Genomic DNA, 19,358 nt, shown 5'->3' with positions numbered 1-19,358 from the left:
CCGATTCTAGGCGAAGAGGTACAAGTGACGTGGGACGTCACGCCAAGTACGCGATCTCCAGACCTAGTTCACTCATGCGGAACCGGTGACTGGGAGTGGTGCGCACCCACTGGCCGCCTTCGAGGGTCAAGTTCAAGCGGAGCACGGTCTCCAAAGCTGACATATCGCGCCAGGTCTTGTTGGCGTCGTCCTCGACGCCCTGGACGAGTCGTTTCGGCACCGGCACCAGGTGAGGGACGAGCTGGGACGGATTCGGTCTACCTTTGCCGTCACGTACGAGCTTCTGCTCGAGGACACCGTGTTCCAGGAGGTACACCCGCTGGTGCTGCTCGTTACGGCCGCCGTAGAGGCACACGACGTGCACCATCTCCTCGCCCAGAACGCGCGCGAGCAGCTCAGGCCCCATCCCCGGATGGGAGCGGCTCAAGAGGCTGAGGTCGCCGTCCAGCCCCCGCGGCCCAGGCACCGCTGCCCAGCCCGCGGTACCGCTGCCAGCGCGCTCGCGGACCGTGCGCTGGTTGTCCAGGTGCCGCAGCTGACGCGCCACGGCATCCTCCAGCCCGTCGACGAGCTTGTCGGCGTAGACCTCATCCAGCAGCGATGGCAGATCGTCGGGCAAGGACACCCTCCGGCCGGCCCCGAGGAGTTCGGCGGTGCGCCATACCAGCCCCGGGTCATCCAGAGCGGCAGACGCCCCCGCTCCCAGCACCAGCAGTCGTGGCGCGTCACCGGTCCGCTGCTCCGCGCGGAGCAGCAGGTTGGCGAGCGGCGCCGGACCGGAGATGACGAGGTCGAAATGCAAACCCTGGACGTGTTCCAGCATCGGCGTCGTCACCAGTACCGAGGGGCCCCGAGCCCCAGCAGAGTCGGAGAAGCTGCTCCGGCACGCGGCGAGGCGCTGCCATCGGTCCTTGTTGCGCATCTGTTCGTGGACCAGTCGCAAGTCGAACCCGGGCTGATCCTCTGCGAGCCGCCGGAAAGTGCGGACGGCCTCCCCGGGAGAAGACTGATAGACGACGGCCGCGCCTTGGCCGGTCGCGGCCATCGGCGCGAGAGCTGCCCGGACCTCGTCATACGGCTCGCCGTCGACGACCTCGATGCTGAGCGTAACGGCACGGCCGACCGCAGTCGGCTGCTCGGGGATGTGCTCGGCGCCGGAGTGCGCATCCACGAACGACCATCCGGGCAACCGACGAGACTGCGGCACCGGCTGCTTGCTCTGGCCCGCGCCACGGCGGTACGCCGCCAGCATCGCATCCACCGATTGGTCCGCCATCGCAGTGACCAGCACCACCGGGACGCGCAGGGCAGCAGCCCACTCCAGGAATCGCAGCATCAACTTCTGCCCCCAGGCGCCGCGGGCATGCGCTTCATCGATGACGATGACCTTGCCCGAGAAGGCGAACAGCCGCATCACGTTGAACGGCGACGGGAGTACGGCCTGCAACAGTTCATCGACCGTCCCCGTGCCCAGCGAAGCCAGCAGCGCGCGGTGCTGGTAGTTGAGCCAGCTGTTCGCCGCCAGGGCCCACTCCTCACCGGGCTCTCCACTGATCCCAGCGGCCTTGTTGGCCCGCGCCCACGCCCCTGCGGCTTCAGCCGGATTCATCCGTGAGGAGCTGTGGAGCAGGAGCGACTGCCACGGGCCGGCCAGTGCCTGCTCGGCGAAGGTCTGCACCTGCGCCATGTGGCTGTCGGCCGCTGCCCCGGTCGGCAGCGCATAGAAGAGCCCCCGGGCCCCGGCCGCATACCCCAGGATCGCCGCTGCGTGCAGAGCCGTCTCCGTACGGTCCTCCCCCGGCGGCGCGGTCACTACGGCCATGCCCGGCCCGTGCGCGGCCACGAGCTCGGGCAACTGACAGGCTAGGCTTCCACGAAGACCCGCCTCGTCTTCGTACCGCGCCGGATCAGGCGGCGGAGCGAAGCCCGTCCCCAGCAGCTCCGTGCGCCGCACCAGCCGCGGAGCTGCATCGCGGGCGACCTGCCAATAGGCGTCCAGGTCTTCAGGAGTCCCGGCCCACCCGCCCTCCCTGAGTCGGGTCCGGATCTCTTCCTCGATACTGGCCAGCCAATCCGACAGCATCACCAACCCCGTCAGGATCACGGCCGCGCCGGGCGTCATCCGCCCCTGCGGAAGCACTCGCGCCCCGACCACCCTGCGCACCTCGTCGAAGTGGATCCGCCGCTGCTCCTCCCAGCCCCGCTCCCCCAGACCGGGGTGTCGCGCTGCCGGGCACCTGGAGTCCTTGTCGTACAGCACCGGGTGGTACCGGCCGCCGTGTCCGCCAAGTAGCTGGGCCACCGCGTGGCCCAGCCGCGTCTGCGGACGCCGCCGCGACGATGGATAGCCGATCTCCTGGAACTGCCCCACCAGCCACCAGTGCGCCGCCGCCTCATGCGACTGCCTGTCCTGGATGGCACGGGTATCGAACACGTACGCCGCTTCGCCGCCCAACTCCGCCGTCAGCAGCTTCGAGTCCGCGTCCTTCGGACCATCCCCATGCGTCTGGAACGGCACCCTGATCTTCCCGATGTCATGAAGCCCCGCCCAGAACGCCGCGAGCACCCGCGCTTCCGCCTCCGCAACCCGCAGCGCCTCCGCCACCACGCTCCGCTGATGCGCCGTCAGTAATTCATCCCACACGACCTCGGCAACTGCCGCCGTATCCAGGAGATGGCAGATCAACGGATGCATGTTCTGCTCGAGGCGGGCACTCCTCCCCAAGTTCCGGGCCTTCCCCCAAAGACGGGAGTCCAAAGGCATACGGCTCCTTCACGCGCTCCGGTGCAGACACTCCTACGCCGGCGCGGCGCGGACACGTCCGCACCCCTCACCCTGCGCAACGACCGCGCACTGGCCGACGTCCGGAGTGCACTCATCTGCGTTGGCGCCAACACCGGCGCCCCGTAGAATACTTACTGCTGCACGCCTCCCCGGGAGGTGCGCGGAATCACACCAGCCTTCCAAGCAACGGCGGTTCGGGACAAGGCCACGACCCTCCCCGAGGGACGCGGACCCCTCGGACCGTCACAACTTGGAGGGTTCAGTGTCCCGATTCCTGCACAAGTTCGTCCTGCGTCGTGAGGTCCTTCTCGAGGGGTCACGCGTGGTGGTCAGCGCGGCGCTCCGCGCCTTGATCCACGAACTCGTCGGCTGGCTCATCTGAGCCAACGGTGACGGGCCCCGGGGGCCCGTCACCCCCTCTCTGCGCCGGTCGAAAATGACCCGGCCCGTACACGTCCGGAGGCGGCGAAGCGGGCAGCGCCGGAACTGAGCCCCTCTCACCGAACCGGCACCGTGCCGCCGTCTCGCAGTCTTGGCTGACGGAGGGCGGGGCGCCCTCCAGGTGCTGCCGGATGGTGACGTAGCGCTCCGGCGGCCACTCCGGAGCCACTGTCAGTTGATCTTGGATCCATGCGTCGATGTCTTCGCCGGGCCACTCATCATACGCGTCGACGCTGATGCGCCTTGGAAACATCGCAGGTCTGAGCTACCCGGTTGTGTTCAGCTACTGGCACCAGTGGCAGGCGGAGTAACCGACCGACAGCAGCATCGGCACGTCCCGCCGCCGTGCGGAAGCGGCGGTGGCACCGGAGCGGCCGAGAGCGCTGAACCGGTCCCGGGAATCAGATGGCGACGAGGTCCGGCTCGCGGTCCGGCGTCTTGACCCTGGGCTTCCTGTTGGGCAGCGAGAGCCGGAAGACCTTGTGCCACGCGGAGAACACCTGCTTGGGCAGCGACCCGGTGACGTACTCCAGCTCGTACTTCTCGAACAGCGCGCGCACCTTCACCGCGACCTCGGCGTACCGATTGCTCGGCAGGTCGGGGAACAGGTGATGCTCGATCTGGTGCGACAGGTTGCCGGTCATGAAGTGCATGGCCTTGCTGCCGCTGATGTTCGCCGAGCCCATCATCTGGCGCAGGTACCACTGGCCGCGCGTTTCGCCCCTGATCGACCGGCGCTCGAAGACCTGCACGCCCTCGGGAAAGTGCCCGCACATGATCACCGAGTGGGACCAGAGGTTGCGGACCAGGTTCGCGGTGAACGTGGCGGCGAGTGTGGTGAGGAACGACGGGCCCGACAGCAGCGGGTGGATCACGTAGTCCTTGAGCACCTGCTTGCGGATCTTGCGCCCCACGGCCCTGGCCCGCGCGCGGAACTCCGGGTTCTTGCGGCGGCGCTTGTGGAGGTTCTTGCCGAGCTCCAGGTCGTACGCCGCGATGCCGTACTCGAAGAAGCAGGCGTTGACGAAGTTCCACAGCGGCTGCCCGAGGTGGAAGGGGTGCCACTTCTGGTCCTCGTCGACGCGCATGATGCCGTAGCCGAGGTCATTGTCCTTGCCGAGTACGTTGGTGTACCTGTGGTGCAGCTCGTTGTGCGAGTGCTTCCACTGCTCGGGCGGCGAGACGTGATCCCAGTCCCACGTGGTGGAGTGGATCTTCGGATCCCGCATCCAGTCCCACTGGCCGTGCAGGATGTTGTGGCCGATCTCCATGTTGTCCATGATCTTCGCCACGGACAGACCTGCGGTGCCGATCAGCCACGCGGGCGGGAAGAACGAGAACAGCAGCACGCCCCTGCTGGCCAGCTCAAGCTTGCGCTGCGCCGAGATGACCTTGCGAATGTAGGCGGCGTCCTTCTCGCCCAGGTCGGCGATCACCGCGTCGCGGATCGCGTCCAGCTCGCGGCCGAGCTCCTCGATCTGCTCCGCGGTCAGGTGGGCGGTGGGGTCGATGGCGGTCACATTGCTCCTACCGTTCGATGTCGCAGGCGCCCGCGGCGGCGGACACGCAGGTCTGGATGAGGACGCCCGGCTCGGCCTCGGTGATCCCGCCGGTGCGCAGGTCGCGGACGGCGCCGGCCTTGAGCGGGGTGACGCAGCCGAAGCAGATGCCCATGCGGCACCCGGAGGGCATGAGCACGCCGGCCTCCTCACCGATGTCCAGCAACGGCGTGGCGCCGTCCGCGCTGACGGTCTTGCCGGTGGTGCTGAACGTGACCGCGCCGCCGTCGCCGGGGACGACGATGCTGGGGCGGAAGCGTTCGGTGTGCAGACGTTCTCGCACGCCGTGCGCGCTCCAGTGCTCTTGGGCGGCATCGAGCAGGCCCGCGGGCCCGCAGGCCCAGGTCTCGCGCTCGGCCCAGTCGGGCACGAGTTCGTCGAGACGGGCGATGTCGAGCACGCCGTCGGTGTCGGTGTGCACCTCGGTGAGGCGCAGCTTCTTCTCAGCGACCAGATCGTGCAGTTCATCCCGGAAGATCACGTCCTGCGGCCGTGGCGCGCAGTGGATCATGACGACGTCGTCGAACCCGGTGTCGCGCAGCATGCCCATCACCGGCGTGATGCCGCTGCCGGCCGTCAGGTAGAGCACCTTGGCGGGCCTGGCGTCCGGCAGTACGAAGTCACCGGTCGCCTGGTCGAGCTGGACCAGCGTGCCCGGTTTCGCCCTGCGGACCAGGTAATTGCTGACCTTGCCGTCCGGGATCGCCTTCACCGTGATCGTGACGCGGCCGTCCCGGCGGTTCGTCGGCGAGGTGAGCGAGTAGGCACGCCACAGGCGCACCCCGTCGACGTCGACCCCGATCCGCAGGTACTGACCGGCTGTGTGGCCGCGCCACCCCCGTCCCGGCCTGATGACGACGGTCACGGCGTCGCCCGTCTCGGGGTGCACGGCCTCGATGCGCCCCCGCAGGTCAGCGCCCGTACGCAGCGGACTGACCAGGTCGAGGTAGTCCGACGGCAACACCGGCGTCGTGACCATCTCCAGCAGTTTCCACGCCCCCCTGCGGAGGGCTGCACTCGTCATGACTCCAGCTTGATGCGCCTCAGGGGTAAAGTCCTGACCGCAGGACGTGAATCTGGCCCGCTGAATTGTTCACAGAAGACGAAACCATGAGCCATGCAACCCGACGGGCCAGCGAGCTGGCCCTGGATGAGACGACGGTCACCGCACTGCGGGCCGCGCTGAAGACCACCGCCGACGAGATCGTCCAGGCGATCATCGACGAGGTCCCGCCCTACGCCAACGCCCTCTCGGGCCGCATGGGCGGCACCATCCGCCGAGCCGTCCGGACCACCCTCGGGCACTACCTGGACCTGGCGAGCGGCAACGCCACGGGCGGCGACGCCGGCGACGCCGCCTACGAACTGGGCCGCGGCGAGGTGCGCGACGGCCGTTCGATGGACGCCCTGCTCAGCGCCTACCGCGTCGGCGCCCGCGTCGCCTGGCGCTGCCTGGCAGCGGGTGCCGTGCCCGCAGGTCTGCCCGCCGCCGAGGTCGCCAAGTTCGCCGAGCTGACCTTCGCCTACATCGACGAGCTCTCCGCCGCGAGCGCCGCGGGCCACGCCGACGAACTGGCCGCCCAGGGCCGGGCCCATGAGCGCCACCTTGAACACCTGGCCCGCGACCTCCTCGCGGACGCGACCTCGGACGTGCTGCGGGCCTCTGCTCAACGGGCCGGATGGCAGCCTCCGGCGTCGCTGACCGCGGTCCTGCTGCCCGCCGCCCAGGCCCGCCCCGCCTACCGCACGCTCGCCCCGAACACCCTCGTCCTCGACGATCTTCCGGACGCCCTGGGAGTGCTGCTCGTCCCCGATGCCGACCGATCGCGGCTCCTGCGACAGCTGCACAACCGCAGCGCCGTGGTCGGCCCGGCCCGGCCGTGGACGCGTGCGTCCGCCTCGTACGCACGAGCCGTACGCGCGCGCTCCGTCTCCGCTGAGATTCGCGACACCGAGGACCACCTGCCCGAGCTGATCCTGAGCGCCGACGTGGACGCTTTGGCGGACCTGCGGGCCCGAGCCCTCGCACCGCTGCAGACCTTGCCCGCCGCGACCGCGCGGCGGCTGGAGGAGACGTTGCGGGCGTGGCTGCTGCACCAGGGCAGGCGGAACGAGATCGCGGCGGCGTTGTTCGTCCATCCCCAGACGGTCCGCTACCGAATGTCGCAGCTGCGGGAACTGTTCCCGGAACTCACGTCACCGCACCGGGTCCTTGAACTGACTCTTGCGGTCGGTCTTCGGGTCGGCGGACGCGTTCCCGTCCACGACCGCGTCCGCGCATAGCGCCCAGCCCCTCCCCTGATCGTGGACACCTGAAGACCGGGACCTGAGGCTCCATACGATCCGGTCGGTGGTCTCCGAACCGGGCGAGACGGTCTCGACCACCAGGCGGACGTGCTGTCGGGGCGGGCCGATGCGCGATCGATGGCGGCCCTGGGGTGAGGAGGCGTGCGAGGCGGCCGACCGCTCGCGCCGCCGGCTCACCGTGACGCCCGTACGGGCCGGCCACGTCCTGCCGGGTCAGCCCACGGGCCCGTCGCGGCTCCGCGAGAGGGCGCCCGGTCGCCCTCTGCGAGAAGCGCCCGCTTCCACGGCCTCGTCGCCACCAACCGGCCGGCGATCGCGGTGACGGCTTCTCCGCGCCCCGGCGCATCCGGGCGCCCCCGCTCACGCCGGGGCGCGGGGTGTCGCGCCGGGACGGGAAGCGAAAGACTTGGGGGTCACGTTCGAGGGAGAGGTGCGTATGGCGGGGGTCGTGGTCACACCACTGAGGGAGGAGCACCGCGCGGAGGCCGAGCGCGTACTGGCCCGTGCGGTGGACGAGGAGGTGCGGCGCAGCGGCGGGAGGGCCGACGGCGGAGTGCTGCTGGCCCGGGGCCGGGCCGCGCTCGACGACATCGCCGGGCGGGCCGGCGAGGAGTACGCGGCGTTCGCCGGGGCGTTGGACGCGGCGGGGCCCGGGCGGCTGGGCGAGCGGTTCTCCGGCGCGGCGCTCGGGCCGGTCGCCGGGGCCGTCGTGGTCGCCTCGGTGGCGATCATGCTGTGGGACCGGGAGTACGGCTCGGGCGAGGCGCTGGGCGCGGCTCTGCTGGTGGCCGTGGCGGGCGTGGCGGGGGCGCTGGCGTGGATCGTCGGCGCCCATCTGTGGGCCGCCCAGTCCGGGGCGGGCGCGCGGCACCAGCCCGGCGGCGTCGAGCAGTTGCGGCTCGCCTGGCTGACGGCGTTGGAGCTGCGCGGCGTGCGGCCGTACCTGGAGCAGCAGCGGGCCACCGTGCCGAGGGCCCGCTCCTCCCGCGCCGGGGGGAGCGGCGGCGGGCAGCCCCGGCTGCGCGGCACGGACCGCAGTGCGGCGGCGCGTCGGCGGAACGTGCTGGCCCAGTCCTTCACCCAACTGCCCGCTCCGGTGGAACCGTTCACCGGCCGCCGGGCGGAGCTGGAGCGCGTCGGGCAGTGGGTGCGGCAGGCGCGGACGGCCACGGAGACGCGGCCGACCGTCGTCGTGCTGCACGGGCCGCCCGGGTCGGGGCGCACGGCGCTGGCGGTGCGCACGGCGCACGCGCTGCGCGACGAGTTCCGCGGCGCGTGCCTGGTGGACCTGCGCGGCGACGGCAGCACACCGCTCAGCACCCGCGACGCGCTGCTCCACCTGCTCAACCGGCTGGGCGCGCCCCGGGAGCAGTTGCTGTTCCGGGGCACCTCGGGGCGGGAGCGGCCCGCGCAGGAGCAGCAGGTGCGTCGGCTCACGGAGCTCTACCACCAGCATCTGGAGGATCTGCCGGTCACGGTCGTGCTGGACGACGCGACGGACGCCGCGCAGGTGGCGGCACTCGTGCCGCAGGGGTCCGACAGCCTGGTCGTGGTCACCGCGACCGGGCCGCTGGAGCTGCCCCCGGAGCTGACGGCCCGGGTGCACCACCTGGAGCTGGGCGGGCTCGACGCGTCCGGAGCGGAGGAGCTGCTGAGCGCCGTCGCGGCGGGGCGCGGCGGCGGGGCCACGGCGCGGCCCCACGACGCCGCCGGGTACGCCGAGCTGACCGCCCGGTGCGGCGGGCTGCCCTTCGCGCTGCGGCTGGCGGGCTCCGCACTCGCCGAGGGCGGGGACCCGGCGGACGGGGACGCGGGGGCGCTCGCCCGGCGGCTCGCCGCGCGGGGACCGGACGACGCGGCGGACCCGGTGGGGCGCGTTCTCGCGGTGCGGTACGCCGACCAGTCCGACGCGGCCCGCACGCTGCTGCGGCGCCTCGCGCTCGCCGGGCGGGCGAGCCTCGGCGCGGCGGCGGCCGCCGCGCTGCTGGGCACCGACGAGCACGCCGCAGGGCGCGAGCTGGCGGCCCTGGCCGGGGCCGGGCTGATCCAGCACGTGCGCGGGGAACGGTACCGGCTGCACGGCCTCGTGCGCCGGTTCGCGCTGGCCCGGCTGCGTGACGAGGAGGAGGCCGGGGAGCGGGCCGCCGCGCAGGAGCGGCTGCTGCGGTCGTACGCGGAGCTGGCCGACACCGTCATCCGCATGGTGGACGGCAAGACGTCGACGCGTGCCACCGGGCACTTCGGCGGGCACGGCTTCGCCTCGCTGGACGCCGCCCTGCGCTGGCTGGACGACGAGTCGAGCTTCATCACGGCCGCGCTGCGGCACGCCGACCCGGCGGTCGACCAGTCGGCCGTGCTGCACCTGCTCGGCGCGCTGTGCGACTACTGCCTGCTGCGAGGTGACCTCTACCGGCTCGGCGAGCTGAGCGACCTCACCGAGGCCGTCGACCAGGGGCTGCTGACGCGGTCCGTGCAGTGGCGCACCGGTATCGCCGCCCGCCAGCTGGGCGAGCTGGACCGCTCGCACTCCACGCTCACGTCGGTCGTCAGCCTGTACCTGGAGGCCGACCACGCCGCCGGGGCCGCCCGGACCCTGCGCGAGCTGGGCATCACGCTGCACCACCAGGGGAAGCTCGCGGAGTCGGCGGCGAAGCTCGGGGAGGCGCTGGAGCTCCAGACGGGCGAGGCGCTGCGCGGCGACCGGGCGTGGACGCTGCACGCCCTCGCCGCCGTCGAGCGCGACCGGGGACGCCTGCGGGAGGCGCTCGGGCTGCTGCGGGAGGCGCTGGAGGGCCACCGGCACAGCGAGAGCGTCCACGGGCAGGCGTGGGCGCACTTCCAACTGGGCCAGACCCTGCTGCGCACCGGCGACGTGGGCGGCGCCGAGGCCGAGCTCCAGCGTGCGCTGGAGGAGTACCGGCGCACCCAGGACGGTCGCGGCGAGGCGTGGGCCCTGACGGAGCTGGCGCGCGCCCGGCTCTACGCCGGGGAGGCGGGCGAGGCGGTGGAGGAGCTGCACGGCGCGCTGGTGCGGCATCGCGAGGGCGAGGACCCCCGGGGTGCCGCCTGGACGCGCTACTACCTGGGGCTCGCCCTGGAGGAGAGCGGCAACCGCGACGGCGCGGTGCAGGAGCTGGAGCGGGCCCGCGCGAGTTTCAGCCGGATGCGGGACGCCTACGGGCTGGCCTGTGCCCGGCATCACCTGGGCCGGGTGACCCGCGACCAGCGGGCGGCCGCGACGTCCGGGTCGCTGCGCAACTCCGGGTTCGCACGGCAGCTCCTGCAGGACGCCCGCAGCGACTTCCAGCGGGTCGGCGTCCCGCACGGTGAGGCGTGGTCCTGCCTGGAGCTCGCGGTCATCGACGCGGGCAACGGCAGGCTGACGCAGGCCCTGGGGCTGACGGACGAGGCGCTGGCCCTGTTCACGGCCGGGTACGGCGACCCGGAGGGCGGCCCGGCCCCCGACCGGCGCGGGGGTGACTGGGCCCGGTTCCTGCGGTGCACGCTGCTGCCGTTCGCCGCACCGGGCGGCTCGGTCGTCGGCACGGCGGTGGCCCAGCAGGAGCTGGCCGACCTGGTGGCGGACGGTCACCCCGACCGCGATCCCGTCCTCGCGGACTGCGCGGAGGCCTACGCCCTGATGCTGGAGCGCGGCATCGAGCCGGAGGAGGGCTGGCGGGTGTGGCAGCTGGGCATGGTGCCCTCCCGCGCCGCCCGCGACACGATGGGCGTCGCGGCGCCCTGACGCGCCGGTGTGGCCCGGCCGCCGGTCCGCGGGCGCGGATCGGCGGCCGGGCGCGTCACTTCTTCGGTTCGGTCTCCTCGGGGAAGTCGACCCGGCCCATGTGGCGGTTCAGGGACTTCATCAGGAACCACACCCCCAGCCCCATCACGGCGAACACGATGAAGCCGAGGACCCCGGGCGTCACCTTGTTCTCGTCCAGCTCCTGGGCGAGGGTCACCAGATCGGCGGCGGAGGGCGAGGTCAGCAGGGCCTGCGTAGCACTCATGGGCTCAATTGTCGCGGATGCCCGCGAAGAGGTCGCTCTCGGGGAGGGTGGTGTCGACGAGCGACTTCGCCAGCTCGTACTCCTCCGTCGGCCAGACCTCCCGCTGGACCTCCATCGGGACGCGGAACCAGCCGCCGTCGGGGTCGATCTGGGTGGCGTGGGCGATCAGGGCCTTGTCGCGGACCTCGAAGTAGTCGCCGCAGGGGACGAACGTCGTGATGTCGCGCTCGGCCTTCTGGAACTCGTCCCACCGCTTGAGCCACTCCCCGTAGGGGGAGTCCAGGCCGCGCTCCAGCATCGCGTCGTGCAGCGTCTGGGTGCGGCGGCGGTTGAAGCCCTGGTTGTAGTAGAGCTTCAGCGGCCGCCAGGCGGGGCCGGCCTCCGGGTAGCGGTCCGGGTCGGCGGCGGCGTCGAACGCGACCATCGAGATCTTGTGGGTCATGATGTGGTCGGGGTGGGGGTAGCCGCCGTTCTCGTCGTACGTGGTGATCACGTGCGGGCGGAAGGAGCGGATGAGCTTCACGAGCGCGCCCGCCGCCTCGTCGACGTCCTGGAGGGCGAAGCAGCCCTCGGGCAGCGGCGGCAGCGGGTCGCCCTCCGGCAGCCCGGAGTCGACGAAGCCCAGCCACGCCTGCTTGACGCCCAGGATCTCGCGGGCCTCGTCCATCTCCTTGCGGCGCACCTCGTGGATGTTCGCCTCGATGTAGGCGTCGCCCTGGAGCTTGGGGTTGAGGATGGAACCGCGCTCACCGCCCGTGCAGGTCGCGACCAGCACGTCCACCCCCTCGGACACGTACATCGCCATGGTCGCCGCACCCTTGCTCGACTCGTCGTCGGGGTGGGCGTGCACGGCCATCAGTCGCAGCTGCTCGGTCAAGGCTCTTCGATCCTCGTTCACTGGTGAAGGAACACGGCTTCTATAGTGACTGACGCAGCGCCCCGTTCTATTCCTCATTCTCCCGGACGTGACATGACGCAGCCCCCCGCCGGCCGGTACGGCCGCCCCACCGGCGACGACGCCCTGCGGGACCGTCGGCTGCGGAGGGCGGGGCTGGTGCTGGGCATCGCCTTCACCGCGCTGCTCGGCTGGATCGGCGTCTCCTACATCAGCACGGCCGGGACGGTGAGCGGCGAGCTGATCAAGTCCCGTCCGGTGTCGGAGACCGAGGTGCAGGTGCACCTGGAGGTCCGCAAGGACGAGGGCGTCACCGGGGTCTGCTCACTGCGCGCGCTCTCCGTCGACCGGGGCGAGGTGGGCCGGGCCGACTTCACCTTCGAGGCGGGTGAGAGCCGCATCGACCGGGTAGTCACCCTGGAGACGACCGGGCGCGCCTACGCGGCCGAGCTGGTGGGCTGCAAGGAGGCGGCGGGCTGACCGCCGGGCCGCCGGGTCGTCGAAGCCCGGTCGGCGTTCGCTGTGAGTGAGACCGCCGGCACCCACGGCCGTCACACCTTCCGTTTTCCCCGGAAATTGTTATGGTCGATGTTTCGCCCGCCCGGTCAGGCATGTCTTCCGGGCAGGGCGTTGCTTGTTTTCCGAGATCCCCCGAGTACCTGCAAGGAGCACCTGTGACCCAGACCAGCGACAACGTCACCTGGCTGACTCAGGCGGCGTACGACCAGCTCAAGGCCGAGCTGGAGCACCTGTCGGGTCCGGCTCGCCTGGAGATCTCCCGGAAGATCGAGGCGGCCCGCGAGGAGGGTGACCTGCGTGAGAACGGCGGGTACCACGCCGCCAAGGAGGAGCAGGGCAAGCAGGAGCTGCGCATCCGTCAGCTCACCCAGCTGCTGGAGAACGCCAAGGTCGGCGAGACCCCTCCGGACGACGGCGTCGTCGAGCCCGGCATGGTGGTGACGATCGCCTTCGACGGCGACGCGGACGACACGCTCACCTTCCTGCTGGCCTCGCGCGAGTACGCGAGCTCGGACATCGAGACGTACTCCCCGCAGTCGCCGCTCGGCCAGGGCGTGAACGGCAAGAAGGTCGGTGACGAGGCGGACTACGAGCTGCCCAACGGCAACCTGGCCATGGTGAAGATCCTGGAGGCCAAGCCCTACCAGGGCTGAGCCCGGACCGCCGTACGGCGAAGCCCCCGCCTCCCTCGGTACGCCGGGGGGCGGGGGCTTCGCCGTACGGGCCCGGTCGCCGCGCTGCGAGCGGGGACAGCGGGCGGGCCGGGACGTCAGCCGGTGGCGGAGCGGTACTTGCGGACCGCGAGCGTGCGGAAGACGGCGATGATGAGGACCGACCACAGCACGGAGGCCAGGACCGGGTTCTGCATGGGCCAGGCGTCCGGCGCCTGGAACCCGGGCGGCAGGTTGCCGAACAGCTCCCGGGCGGCCTGCACCGTGGCGCTGAACGGGTTCCACTCGGCGACGGGCTGGAGCCAGCCGGGCATGTTCTGCGAGGGCACGAAGGCGATCGAGACGAACGTCAGCGGGAAGAGCCACACCAGGCCGCCGGAGGTCGCCGCCTCGGGGGTGCGCACCGTCAGACCGATGAGCGCGCCGATCCACGTGAACGCGTAGCCGAGCAGGAGCAGCAGGCCGAACGCGCCGAGGGCCTTGAGGATGCCCTCGTTGATCCGCCAGCCGACGAGCACGGCGACGACGGCCAGCACGAGGAGGGTGAGCGCCGTCTGGACGGCGTCGGCGATGCTCCGCCCGGTGAGGACGGCGCCGCGCGCCATCGGCAGGGAGCGGAAGCGGTCGATGAGGCCCTTGTGCATGTCCTCGGCGATGCCCGCTCCCGCGCCCGCCGTGGCGAACGTGACCGTCTGGGCGAAGATGCCGGCCATGAGGAACGAGCGGTAGTCCTCCGGGTCGGTTCCGGCTCCGGGAATGCTGATGGAGCCGCCGAAGACGTAACTGAACAGCACGACGAACATGACGGGCTGGAAGAGCCCGAAGATGATCACTTCGGGGATCCGCAGCATGCGGATGAGGTTGCGGCGGGCGACGATCAGCGAGTCCGAGAAGGACTGGACGACACCGCCGCGGGCCTTGGGCGCCACGGGCCGCCGAGGGGCCCCGGGCGCGTCGACGGTACTCAACTCTGGTCCTCCGAGAGGGTCGTGTCGGTGTCGGCGTCGGCCTTCGCTCCGGCCTTCGCGTCGGTGTCGGTGTCGGTGTCGCCCCGCTCGGCCGCGTGGCCGGTGAGGGAGATGAAGACGTCGTCCAGGGTGGGACGGCGCAGCCCGATGTCGTCGATCTCGATGCCCGCCCCGTCCAGGTCGCGGATGACCTCGGCGAGCAGCTTGGCCCCGCCGCTGACGGGGACGGTCAGCTTGCGGGTGTGCTGGTCGACGGCGACGTCCGCCGCCGCGCCCCTGGCCGCGCCGTGGCCGGAGAGAATGCCCCGGGCGTCGGCGATGCGGTCGCGCTCGTGCACGACGACCTCGATGCGCTCACCGCCGGTGCGCTGCTTGAGCTGGTCGGACGTGCCGCGCGCGATGACCTTGCCGTGGTCCACGACGGCGATGTCGTCGGCGAGGCGGTCGGCCTCCTCCAGGTACTGCGTCGTCAGCAGCAGCGTCGTGCCGCCCGCGACGAGTTCCTGGATGACGTCCCACAGGCCCTGCCGGTTGCGCGGGTCGAGGCCGGTGGTGGGCTCGTCCATGAACATCACCGGCGGGCTGACGACGAGCGCGGCGGCGAGGTCGAGCCGGCGGCGCATACCGCCGGAGTAGGTCTTGGCGGGGCGGTCGGCGGCGTCGGCCAGGTTGAACCGCTCCAGCAGCTCGACCGAGCGCCGCTTCGCGTCGCGTGCGGACATCTGGTAGAGCTGCCCGACCATCGTCAGGTTCTCCCGGCCGGTCAGGTACTCGTCGACGGCCGCGAACTGGCCGGAGAGGCCGATGGAACGGCGCACCTCGTTCGGATGCTTCAGGACGTCGACGCCCGCGACGACGGCGCGTCCGCTGTCCGGCCGCAGGAGGGTGGTCAGCACCCGCACGGTGGTCGTCTTGCCCGCGCCGTTGGGGCCGAGCAGACCGAGGACCGTGCCTTCGGGGACGTCGAGGTCGACGCCGTCCAGTGCCTTGACGTCGCCGAACGTCTTCACCAGACCTTCGGCGTAGATGGCGCCTGGCATGTTGTGGTTCTCCCGGAGTAGGGGGGTGAGCGTGTGGCTGTGCTGCTGTGGTCGTGTGCCGTACCGGCGTGCGCCGTACGGGTCGGCCGGCGGTACCGGCTTCGTGGGCGTCGGCCGGGGTGCTCGGTGCGCGGCACGCCCGCGTTCCGAGGGACACCCTAACCTCTCGCGACGTATCGCGTTGTATCGCGTCGGGGTCGTGTCCGGCGCGGTGCGTCGCGTCCCGCCCGCCGCGCGCCCGGCGTGGGGCCCGGTCACGCGCGGACGGTGTACCCCGCGCCGCGCAGGGCCCGGGTCACCTCCGCACAGTGCGCGGTGCCCTTCGTCTCCAGATGCAGCTCCACCTCCACCTCGCTGAGCCCGAGCCGGGGATCGGTCCGGACATGACTGACGTCGAGGACGTTAGCGTCCGCCACTGACAACTCCCCCAGGAGCGCGGCCAGCGCGCCGGGACGGTCCGTCAGCCGCAGCCGCAGGGAGAGGTAGCGCCCCGCCGCCGCCATGCCGTGCCGCAGCGTGCGCTGCAGGACCAGCGGATCGACGTTCCCTCCGGACAGCACCGCGACCACCGGCCCGGCGAACGCGTCGGGCTCGCTGAGCAGCGCCGCCACCGGGCTCGCCCCGGCCGGCTCCACCACGAGCTTCGCCCGCTCCAGGCACAGCAGAAGTGCCCGGGAGAGCGCGTCCTCCGACACCGTACGGACCTCGTCCACCAGTGCGCCAACGATTTTGAACGGCACGTCCCCCGGCCGTCCGACCTTGATGCCGTCGGCCATCGTGGAGACCGCGTCCAGCGCCACCGGACGTCCCGCCGCCAGCGACGGCGGGTAGGCGGCGGCACCCTCCGCCTGCACGCCGACGACCCGCACGTCCGGCCGCAGCGCCTTGACCGCCAGCGCGATCCCCGCGATCAGACCGCCGCCGCCCACCCCGACAACGATCGTGCGCACCTCCGGGCACTGCTCCAGGATCTCCAGACCGACCGTGCCCTGGCCCGCCACGATGTCGCGGTGGTCGAACGGATGGATGACGACGGCACCGGTCTCCGCCGCGTACTCCTTGGCGGCGGCCAGGGACTCGTCCACCACATGACCGTGCAGCCGCACCTCCGCGCCGTACTCGCGGGTCGCGGCCAGCTTCGGCAGCGGCGCCCCGCGCGGCATGAAGACGGTGGACCGCACGCCGAGCAGCGAGGCCGCGAGCGCCACCCCCTGCGCGTGGTTGCCCGCGCTCGCGGCGACGACGCCCCGGGCCCGTTCCTCCGCCGGCATGCCGGCGATCCGCGCGTAGGCGCCGCGGATCTTGAACGACCCCGTGCGCTGGAGGTTCTCGCACTTCAGATGGACGGGGGAGCCGACGAGATCGGTGAGGTGCCGGCTGCCCTCCATCGCCGTGACCCGGGCGACCCCGGAGAGCGCCTTGTGGGCGGCCCGTACGTCGTCGACGGTGAGGGGACGGGAGCTGTCAACCATGCCGCCAGTCTGGCAGCGGCCCCCGCCGTACGCGCCCGGCGGTCTCCGTGCAAGGTCGTTACCGCAGCACCGGTACGCGATCCGCCCAACGCGCGTACCCTGTGGCCCACCCTCACGACAGCACGACGCCGTAAGTCCGTACGTCCACAGAAGCGAGCACCCCGGCCATGCCCACGCACCCGGACCTGACGACTGACTCCCACCCTCGCGGAGCGCCCGGCGCGACCGTCCCCGCCCAGGGCGACGACGTCGAGCCGACGTTCGAGACCCTTCAGCACCAGGTGGCCCTGTTCGCCCGCCGCGCCGAGCAGACCCGGCTGGGCGGCGTCGGCCAGGCCCGGAACTCCATGGACCGCGCCGCCTACCTGCTCCTCAACCGCCTCGACCAGGAAGGCCCGACCGGCGTCAAGGCACTCGCCGCCGGCATGGGCATCGACTCCTCCACGGTCACCCGTCAGGTGGCGCCCCTGGTCGACGCGGGCCTGGTCAGCCGCACCTCCCACCCCGAGGACGGCCGCGCCGTCGTGCTGGAGCTGTCGGCGCGCGGCGCCGCGCGCCTGGCGCAGGTGCGCGCCTCCCGCCGCGCCCTCATGGCGCTGCTCACCGACGGCTGGTCGGACGCCGAACGCGAGACGTTCTGCGACCTCCTCACCCGGTTCAACGAGGCGCTGTCCGACCTGCACGCACCCCTCGGCCCGTCCTGAACCCACCCCGGCGCACGGGCCTTGACCCGGCGGGCCCACCGGACGTCCACTGGCGGGGTGGGAACACGGCGAGCAGCGGCGGACCGCCGTCGCGCCCGGGAGTTCGAGACGTTCACGGCGGGCGCGGCCGGCCGGCTCCTGCACGTCGCCGCGCTGCTGACCGGCGAGAACCCCACCCACTGCCCCGCCGCCGAACGGCTGCTGACGGCCGCCCTCGCGGACACCTACGCCGCCTGGGACACCCTGCGCGGTGAGGACCCCTACGCCTGCGCCCGCACCGCCCTCGCCGCCCGCTTCGGCGCGTCGTCCTGGCGCCACCGGCGCCCCCGGGGCGGCGTCCTGACCCGGCTCGGCACCCGCGAACGGCTCGTCCTCGTGCTGCGACTGCACGAAGGGCTCGGCGAGGACCAGACGGCCGCGACGCTGGACCTGCCGCCCGACCGCGTCCGCGCCCTCTACGCCCACGCCCTGTCGACGATGCGCTCCCGCCCCGTACCGGCTCCGCACGTCGACGGAGCGGCGCGGTGACCGGCGGCCCGCACGCCCGGCCCGACGTCCCGCAGGACCCGAAGGAAGCTCCCGTGCGCCGCCTGATGGAGACGGCCCACCCGCCCGTGCCGCCCGACCTGACGCGCCGCGCCGTCGCGCGCGGCGGGCGGCTGCTGCGCGTCAGGAACGCGGCCCGCACCCTCGCCTGGACGGTCCTGGCGGGCGCGACGGTGCTCTTCCTGAGGTGGGCGGCGGCCACCGAACCGTGGCGGCTCCCGCCGGACCGGCTGACGCCGCCGTGGCCGGGCTGACGAACCCGGTCGGCCGGGCCGGCGACCGCCGCCCCCGTCCCTCAGCGCAGCGCGTCGGTGAGGTCCGCCAGGAGGTCGTCCACCGACTCGATGCCGACGGAGAGCCGCACCAGGTCGCCGGGCACCTCCAGAAGCGAACCCGCCACCGAGGCGTGCGTCATCCGGCCCGGGTGCTCGATGAGCGACTCGACGCCGCCGAGCGACTCCCCGAGGGTGAACAGCTTGGTGCGGTCGCACACCGCGACCGCCTCCTCCTCGCCCCCGGCGACACGGAACGACACCATGCCGCCGAACGCGCGCATCTGCTTGGCCGCCACCTCGTGCCCCGCGTGCCCGGGCAGCCCCGGGTACAGGACCTCGGTGACCTTCGGGTGCGCCGCCAGCATCTCCGCGACGCGGGTGGCGTTCGCGCAGTGCCGGTCCATGCGCACGGCGAGCGTCTTCACCCCGCGCATCACCAGCCAGGCGTCGAACGGTCCCGCGACGGCGCCCATGGCGTTCTGGTGGAACGCCAGCTCCTCGCCCAGCGCCGCGTCGGAGGTGACGAGCGCGCCCCCGACGACGTCGGAGTGGCCGCCCATGTACTTCGTCGTGGAGTGCACGACGACGTCGGCGCCCAGGGCGAGGGGCTGCTGGAGGTAGGGGCTGGCGAAGGTGTTGTCCACGACCAGCCGGGCCCCCGCGGTGCGGGCGACGTCGGCGAGCCGCGCGATGTCGGTGATGCCCAGCAGCGGGTTGGTGGGCGTCTCGACCCAGATGACCTTGGTGCGGTCGGTGAGGGCGGCGCGCACGGCGTCCGCGTCGGCCGTGTCGGCGACCGACCAGCGCACGCCCCAGCGCTCGGCGACCTTGGCGAAGAGGCGGAACGTCCCGCCGTAGGCGTCGTTGGGGATCACGACGTGGTCACCCGGGGTCAGCACCGTCCGCAGCAGGCAGTCCTCCGCCGCCAGGCCGGAGGCGAAGGCCAGGCCCCGGCTCCCGCCCTCCAGCGCGGCCAGGTTCTCCTCCAACGCGGTCCGCGTGGGGTTGGCGGACCTGCTGTACTCGTAGCCGCCCCGCAGACCGCCCACCCCGTCCTGCTTGTAGGTGGAGACCTGGTAGATCGGCGGGACGACGGCGCCCGTCGCGGCGTCCGGCTCCTGGCCGGCGTGGATGGCAAGCGTCTCGAAGTGCTCGTGGCTCATGCC

Annotated in this window: 16 protein-coding genes and 1 pseudogene; 7 read left to right on the top strand and 10 right to left on the bottom strand. The window is 72.3% G+C overall.

Going from position 1 to position 19,358, the window contains the following annotated elements:
- Positions 1-37 precede the first annotated feature (37 nt).
- The 4 genes and pseudogenes from IF129_RS18445 to IF129_RS18430 all read right to left on the bottom strand — a co-directional run bounded on the left by IF129_RS18445 (position 38) and on the right by IF129_RS18430 (position 5,809).
- Entirely contained in the window at positions 38-2,764 is a 2,727-nt protein-coding gene (locus IF129_RS18445; protein WP_191210825.1) for a CRISPR-associated endonuclease Cas3'', read from the bottom strand.
- 745 nt (positions 2,765-3,509) lie between these two features.
- Positions 3,510-3,578: pseudogene (locus IF129_RS27105) on the bottom strand (DUF255 domain-containing protein); the annotation flags it as partial.
- Positions 3,579-3,627: 49 nt separating this feature from the next.
- Positions 3,628-4,746, bottom strand: coding sequence for a fatty acid desaturase family protein (locus IF129_RS18435; RefSeq protein WP_191210824.1), 1,119 nt, complete (start codon positions 4,744-4,746; stop codon positions 3,628-3,630).
- A gap of 7 nt (positions 4,747-4,753) precedes the next feature.
- On the bottom strand, positions 4,754-5,809 hold the full coding sequence (locus tag IF129_RS18430) for a ferredoxin reductase (protein WP_191210823.1): 1,056 nt from the start codon (positions 5,807-5,809) through the stop codon (positions 4,754-4,756).
- 86 nt (positions 5,810-5,895) lie between these two features.
- Between IF129_RS18430 and IF129_RS18425 the strand changes: the two genes are divergently transcribed.
- A complete protein-coding gene (locus IF129_RS18425) occupies positions 5,896-7,068 on the top strand; it encodes a PucR family transcriptional regulator (RefSeq protein WP_191210822.1) in 1,173 nt (390 codons plus the stop codon).
- A 460-nt stretch (positions 7,069-7,528) separates the two neighbouring features.
- Entirely contained in the window at positions 7,529-10,837 is a 3,309-nt protein-coding gene (locus tag IF129_RS18420) for a tetratricopeptide repeat protein (protein ID WP_224755190.1), read from the top strand.
- 55 nt (positions 10,838-10,892) lie between these two features.
- On the opposite strand, the gene IF129_RS18415 is transcribed toward IF129_RS18420, so the two are convergent.
- Entirely contained in the window at positions 10,893-11,102 is a 210-nt protein-coding gene (locus IF129_RS18415) for a hypothetical protein (protein WP_191210821.1), read from the bottom strand.
- Positions 11,103-11,106: 4 nt separating this feature from the next.
- Complete coding sequence (gene mca / locus IF129_RS18410) at positions 11,107-11,979, bottom strand: mycothiol conjugate amidase Mca (RefSeq protein WP_191210820.1); 873 nt, start codon at positions 11,977-11,979, stop codon at positions 11,107-11,109.
- A gap of 93 nt (positions 11,980-12,072) precedes the next feature.
- On the opposite strand from mca, the gene IF129_RS18405 reads away from it, so the two are divergent.
- Both IF129_RS18405 and greA read left to right on the top strand, forming a co-directional pair.
- Positions 12,073-12,477 (top strand): DUF4307 domain-containing protein, encoded by a 405-nt coding sequence (locus IF129_RS18405; protein WP_191210819.1) that lies wholly within the window; start codon positions 12,073-12,075, stop codon positions 12,475-12,477.
- Positions 12,478-12,671: 194 nt separating this feature from the next.
- The gene (gene greA / locus IF129_RS18400) at positions 12,672-13,169 is read left to right on the top strand and encodes a transcription elongation factor GreA (protein WP_191210818.1); all 498 of its coding nucleotides are present in this window, start codon (positions 12,672-12,674) and stop codon (positions 13,167-13,169) included.
- 116 nt (positions 13,170-13,285) lie between these two features.
- Here greA and IF129_RS18395 read toward each other — a convergent pair whose 3' ends face one another.
- The 3 genes from IF129_RS18395 to ilvA form a co-directional block, all read right to left on the bottom strand.
- Positions 13,286-14,155, bottom strand: coding sequence for an ABC transporter permease (locus tag IF129_RS18395; RefSeq protein WP_191210817.1), 870 nt, complete (start codon positions 14,153-14,155; stop codon positions 13,286-13,288).
- On the bottom strand, positions 14,152-15,195 hold the full coding sequence (locus tag IF129_RS18390; protein ID WP_191210816.1) for an ATP-binding cassette domain-containing protein: 1,044 nt from the start codon (positions 15,193-15,195) through the stop codon (positions 14,152-14,154). The genes IF129_RS18395 and IF129_RS18390 overlap by 4 nt, the downstream gene beginning before the upstream one ends.
- Positions 15,196-15,449: 254 nt before the next feature.
- Positions 15,450-16,667, bottom strand: coding sequence for a threonine ammonia-lyase (gene ilvA / locus IF129_RS18385; protein ID WP_191210815.1), 1,218 nt, complete (start codon positions 16,665-16,667; stop codon positions 15,450-15,452).
- A gap of 167 nt (positions 16,668-16,834) precedes the next feature.
- Between ilvA and IF129_RS18380 the strand changes: the two genes are divergently transcribed.
- Genes IF129_RS18380 through IF129_RS18370 form a run of 3 tightly spaced genes read left to right on the top strand, consistent with a single transcriptional unit; the run spans position 16,835 to position 18,171 of the window.
- Positions 16,835-17,371 (top strand): MarR family winged helix-turn-helix transcriptional regulator, encoded by a 537-nt coding sequence (locus IF129_RS18380; RefSeq protein WP_191210814.1) that lies wholly within the window; start codon positions 16,835-16,837, stop codon positions 17,369-17,371.
- A 57-nt stretch (positions 17,372-17,428) separates the two neighbouring features.
- Positions 17,429-17,899, top strand: a complete 471-nt coding sequence (locus IF129_RS18375; RefSeq protein ID WP_191210813.1) for a sigma factor-like helix-turn-helix DNA-binding protein — start codon at positions 17,429-17,431, stop codon at positions 17,897-17,899.
- Positions 17,896-18,171: a hypothetical protein gene (locus IF129_RS18370; protein WP_318153821.1), complete on the top strand. Its 276-nt coding sequence runs from the start codon at positions 17,896-17,898 to the stop codon at positions 18,169-18,171. The genes IF129_RS18375 and IF129_RS18370 overlap by 4 nt, the downstream gene beginning before the upstream one ends.
- Positions 18,172-18,212: 41 nt before the next feature.
- Here the strand turns inward: IF129_RS18370 and IF129_RS18365 are convergent, their stop codons facing one another.
- Positions 18,213-19,355, bottom strand: coding sequence for a cystathionine gamma-synthase (locus tag IF129_RS18365; protein WP_191210812.1), 1,143 nt, complete (start codon positions 19,353-19,355; stop codon positions 18,213-18,215).
- Between the last annotated feature and the right edge of the window lie 3 nt (positions 19,356-19,358).

The organism is Streptomyces chumphonensis, assembly GCF_014779715.1.
Classification (GTDB): Bacteria; Actinomycetota; Actinomycetes; order Streptomycetales; family Streptomycetaceae; genus Streptomyces; species Streptomyces chumphonensis.
Note: the sequence above shows the minus strand (reverse complement) of the source record. Positions and strands in the feature narration are given on the sequence as shown.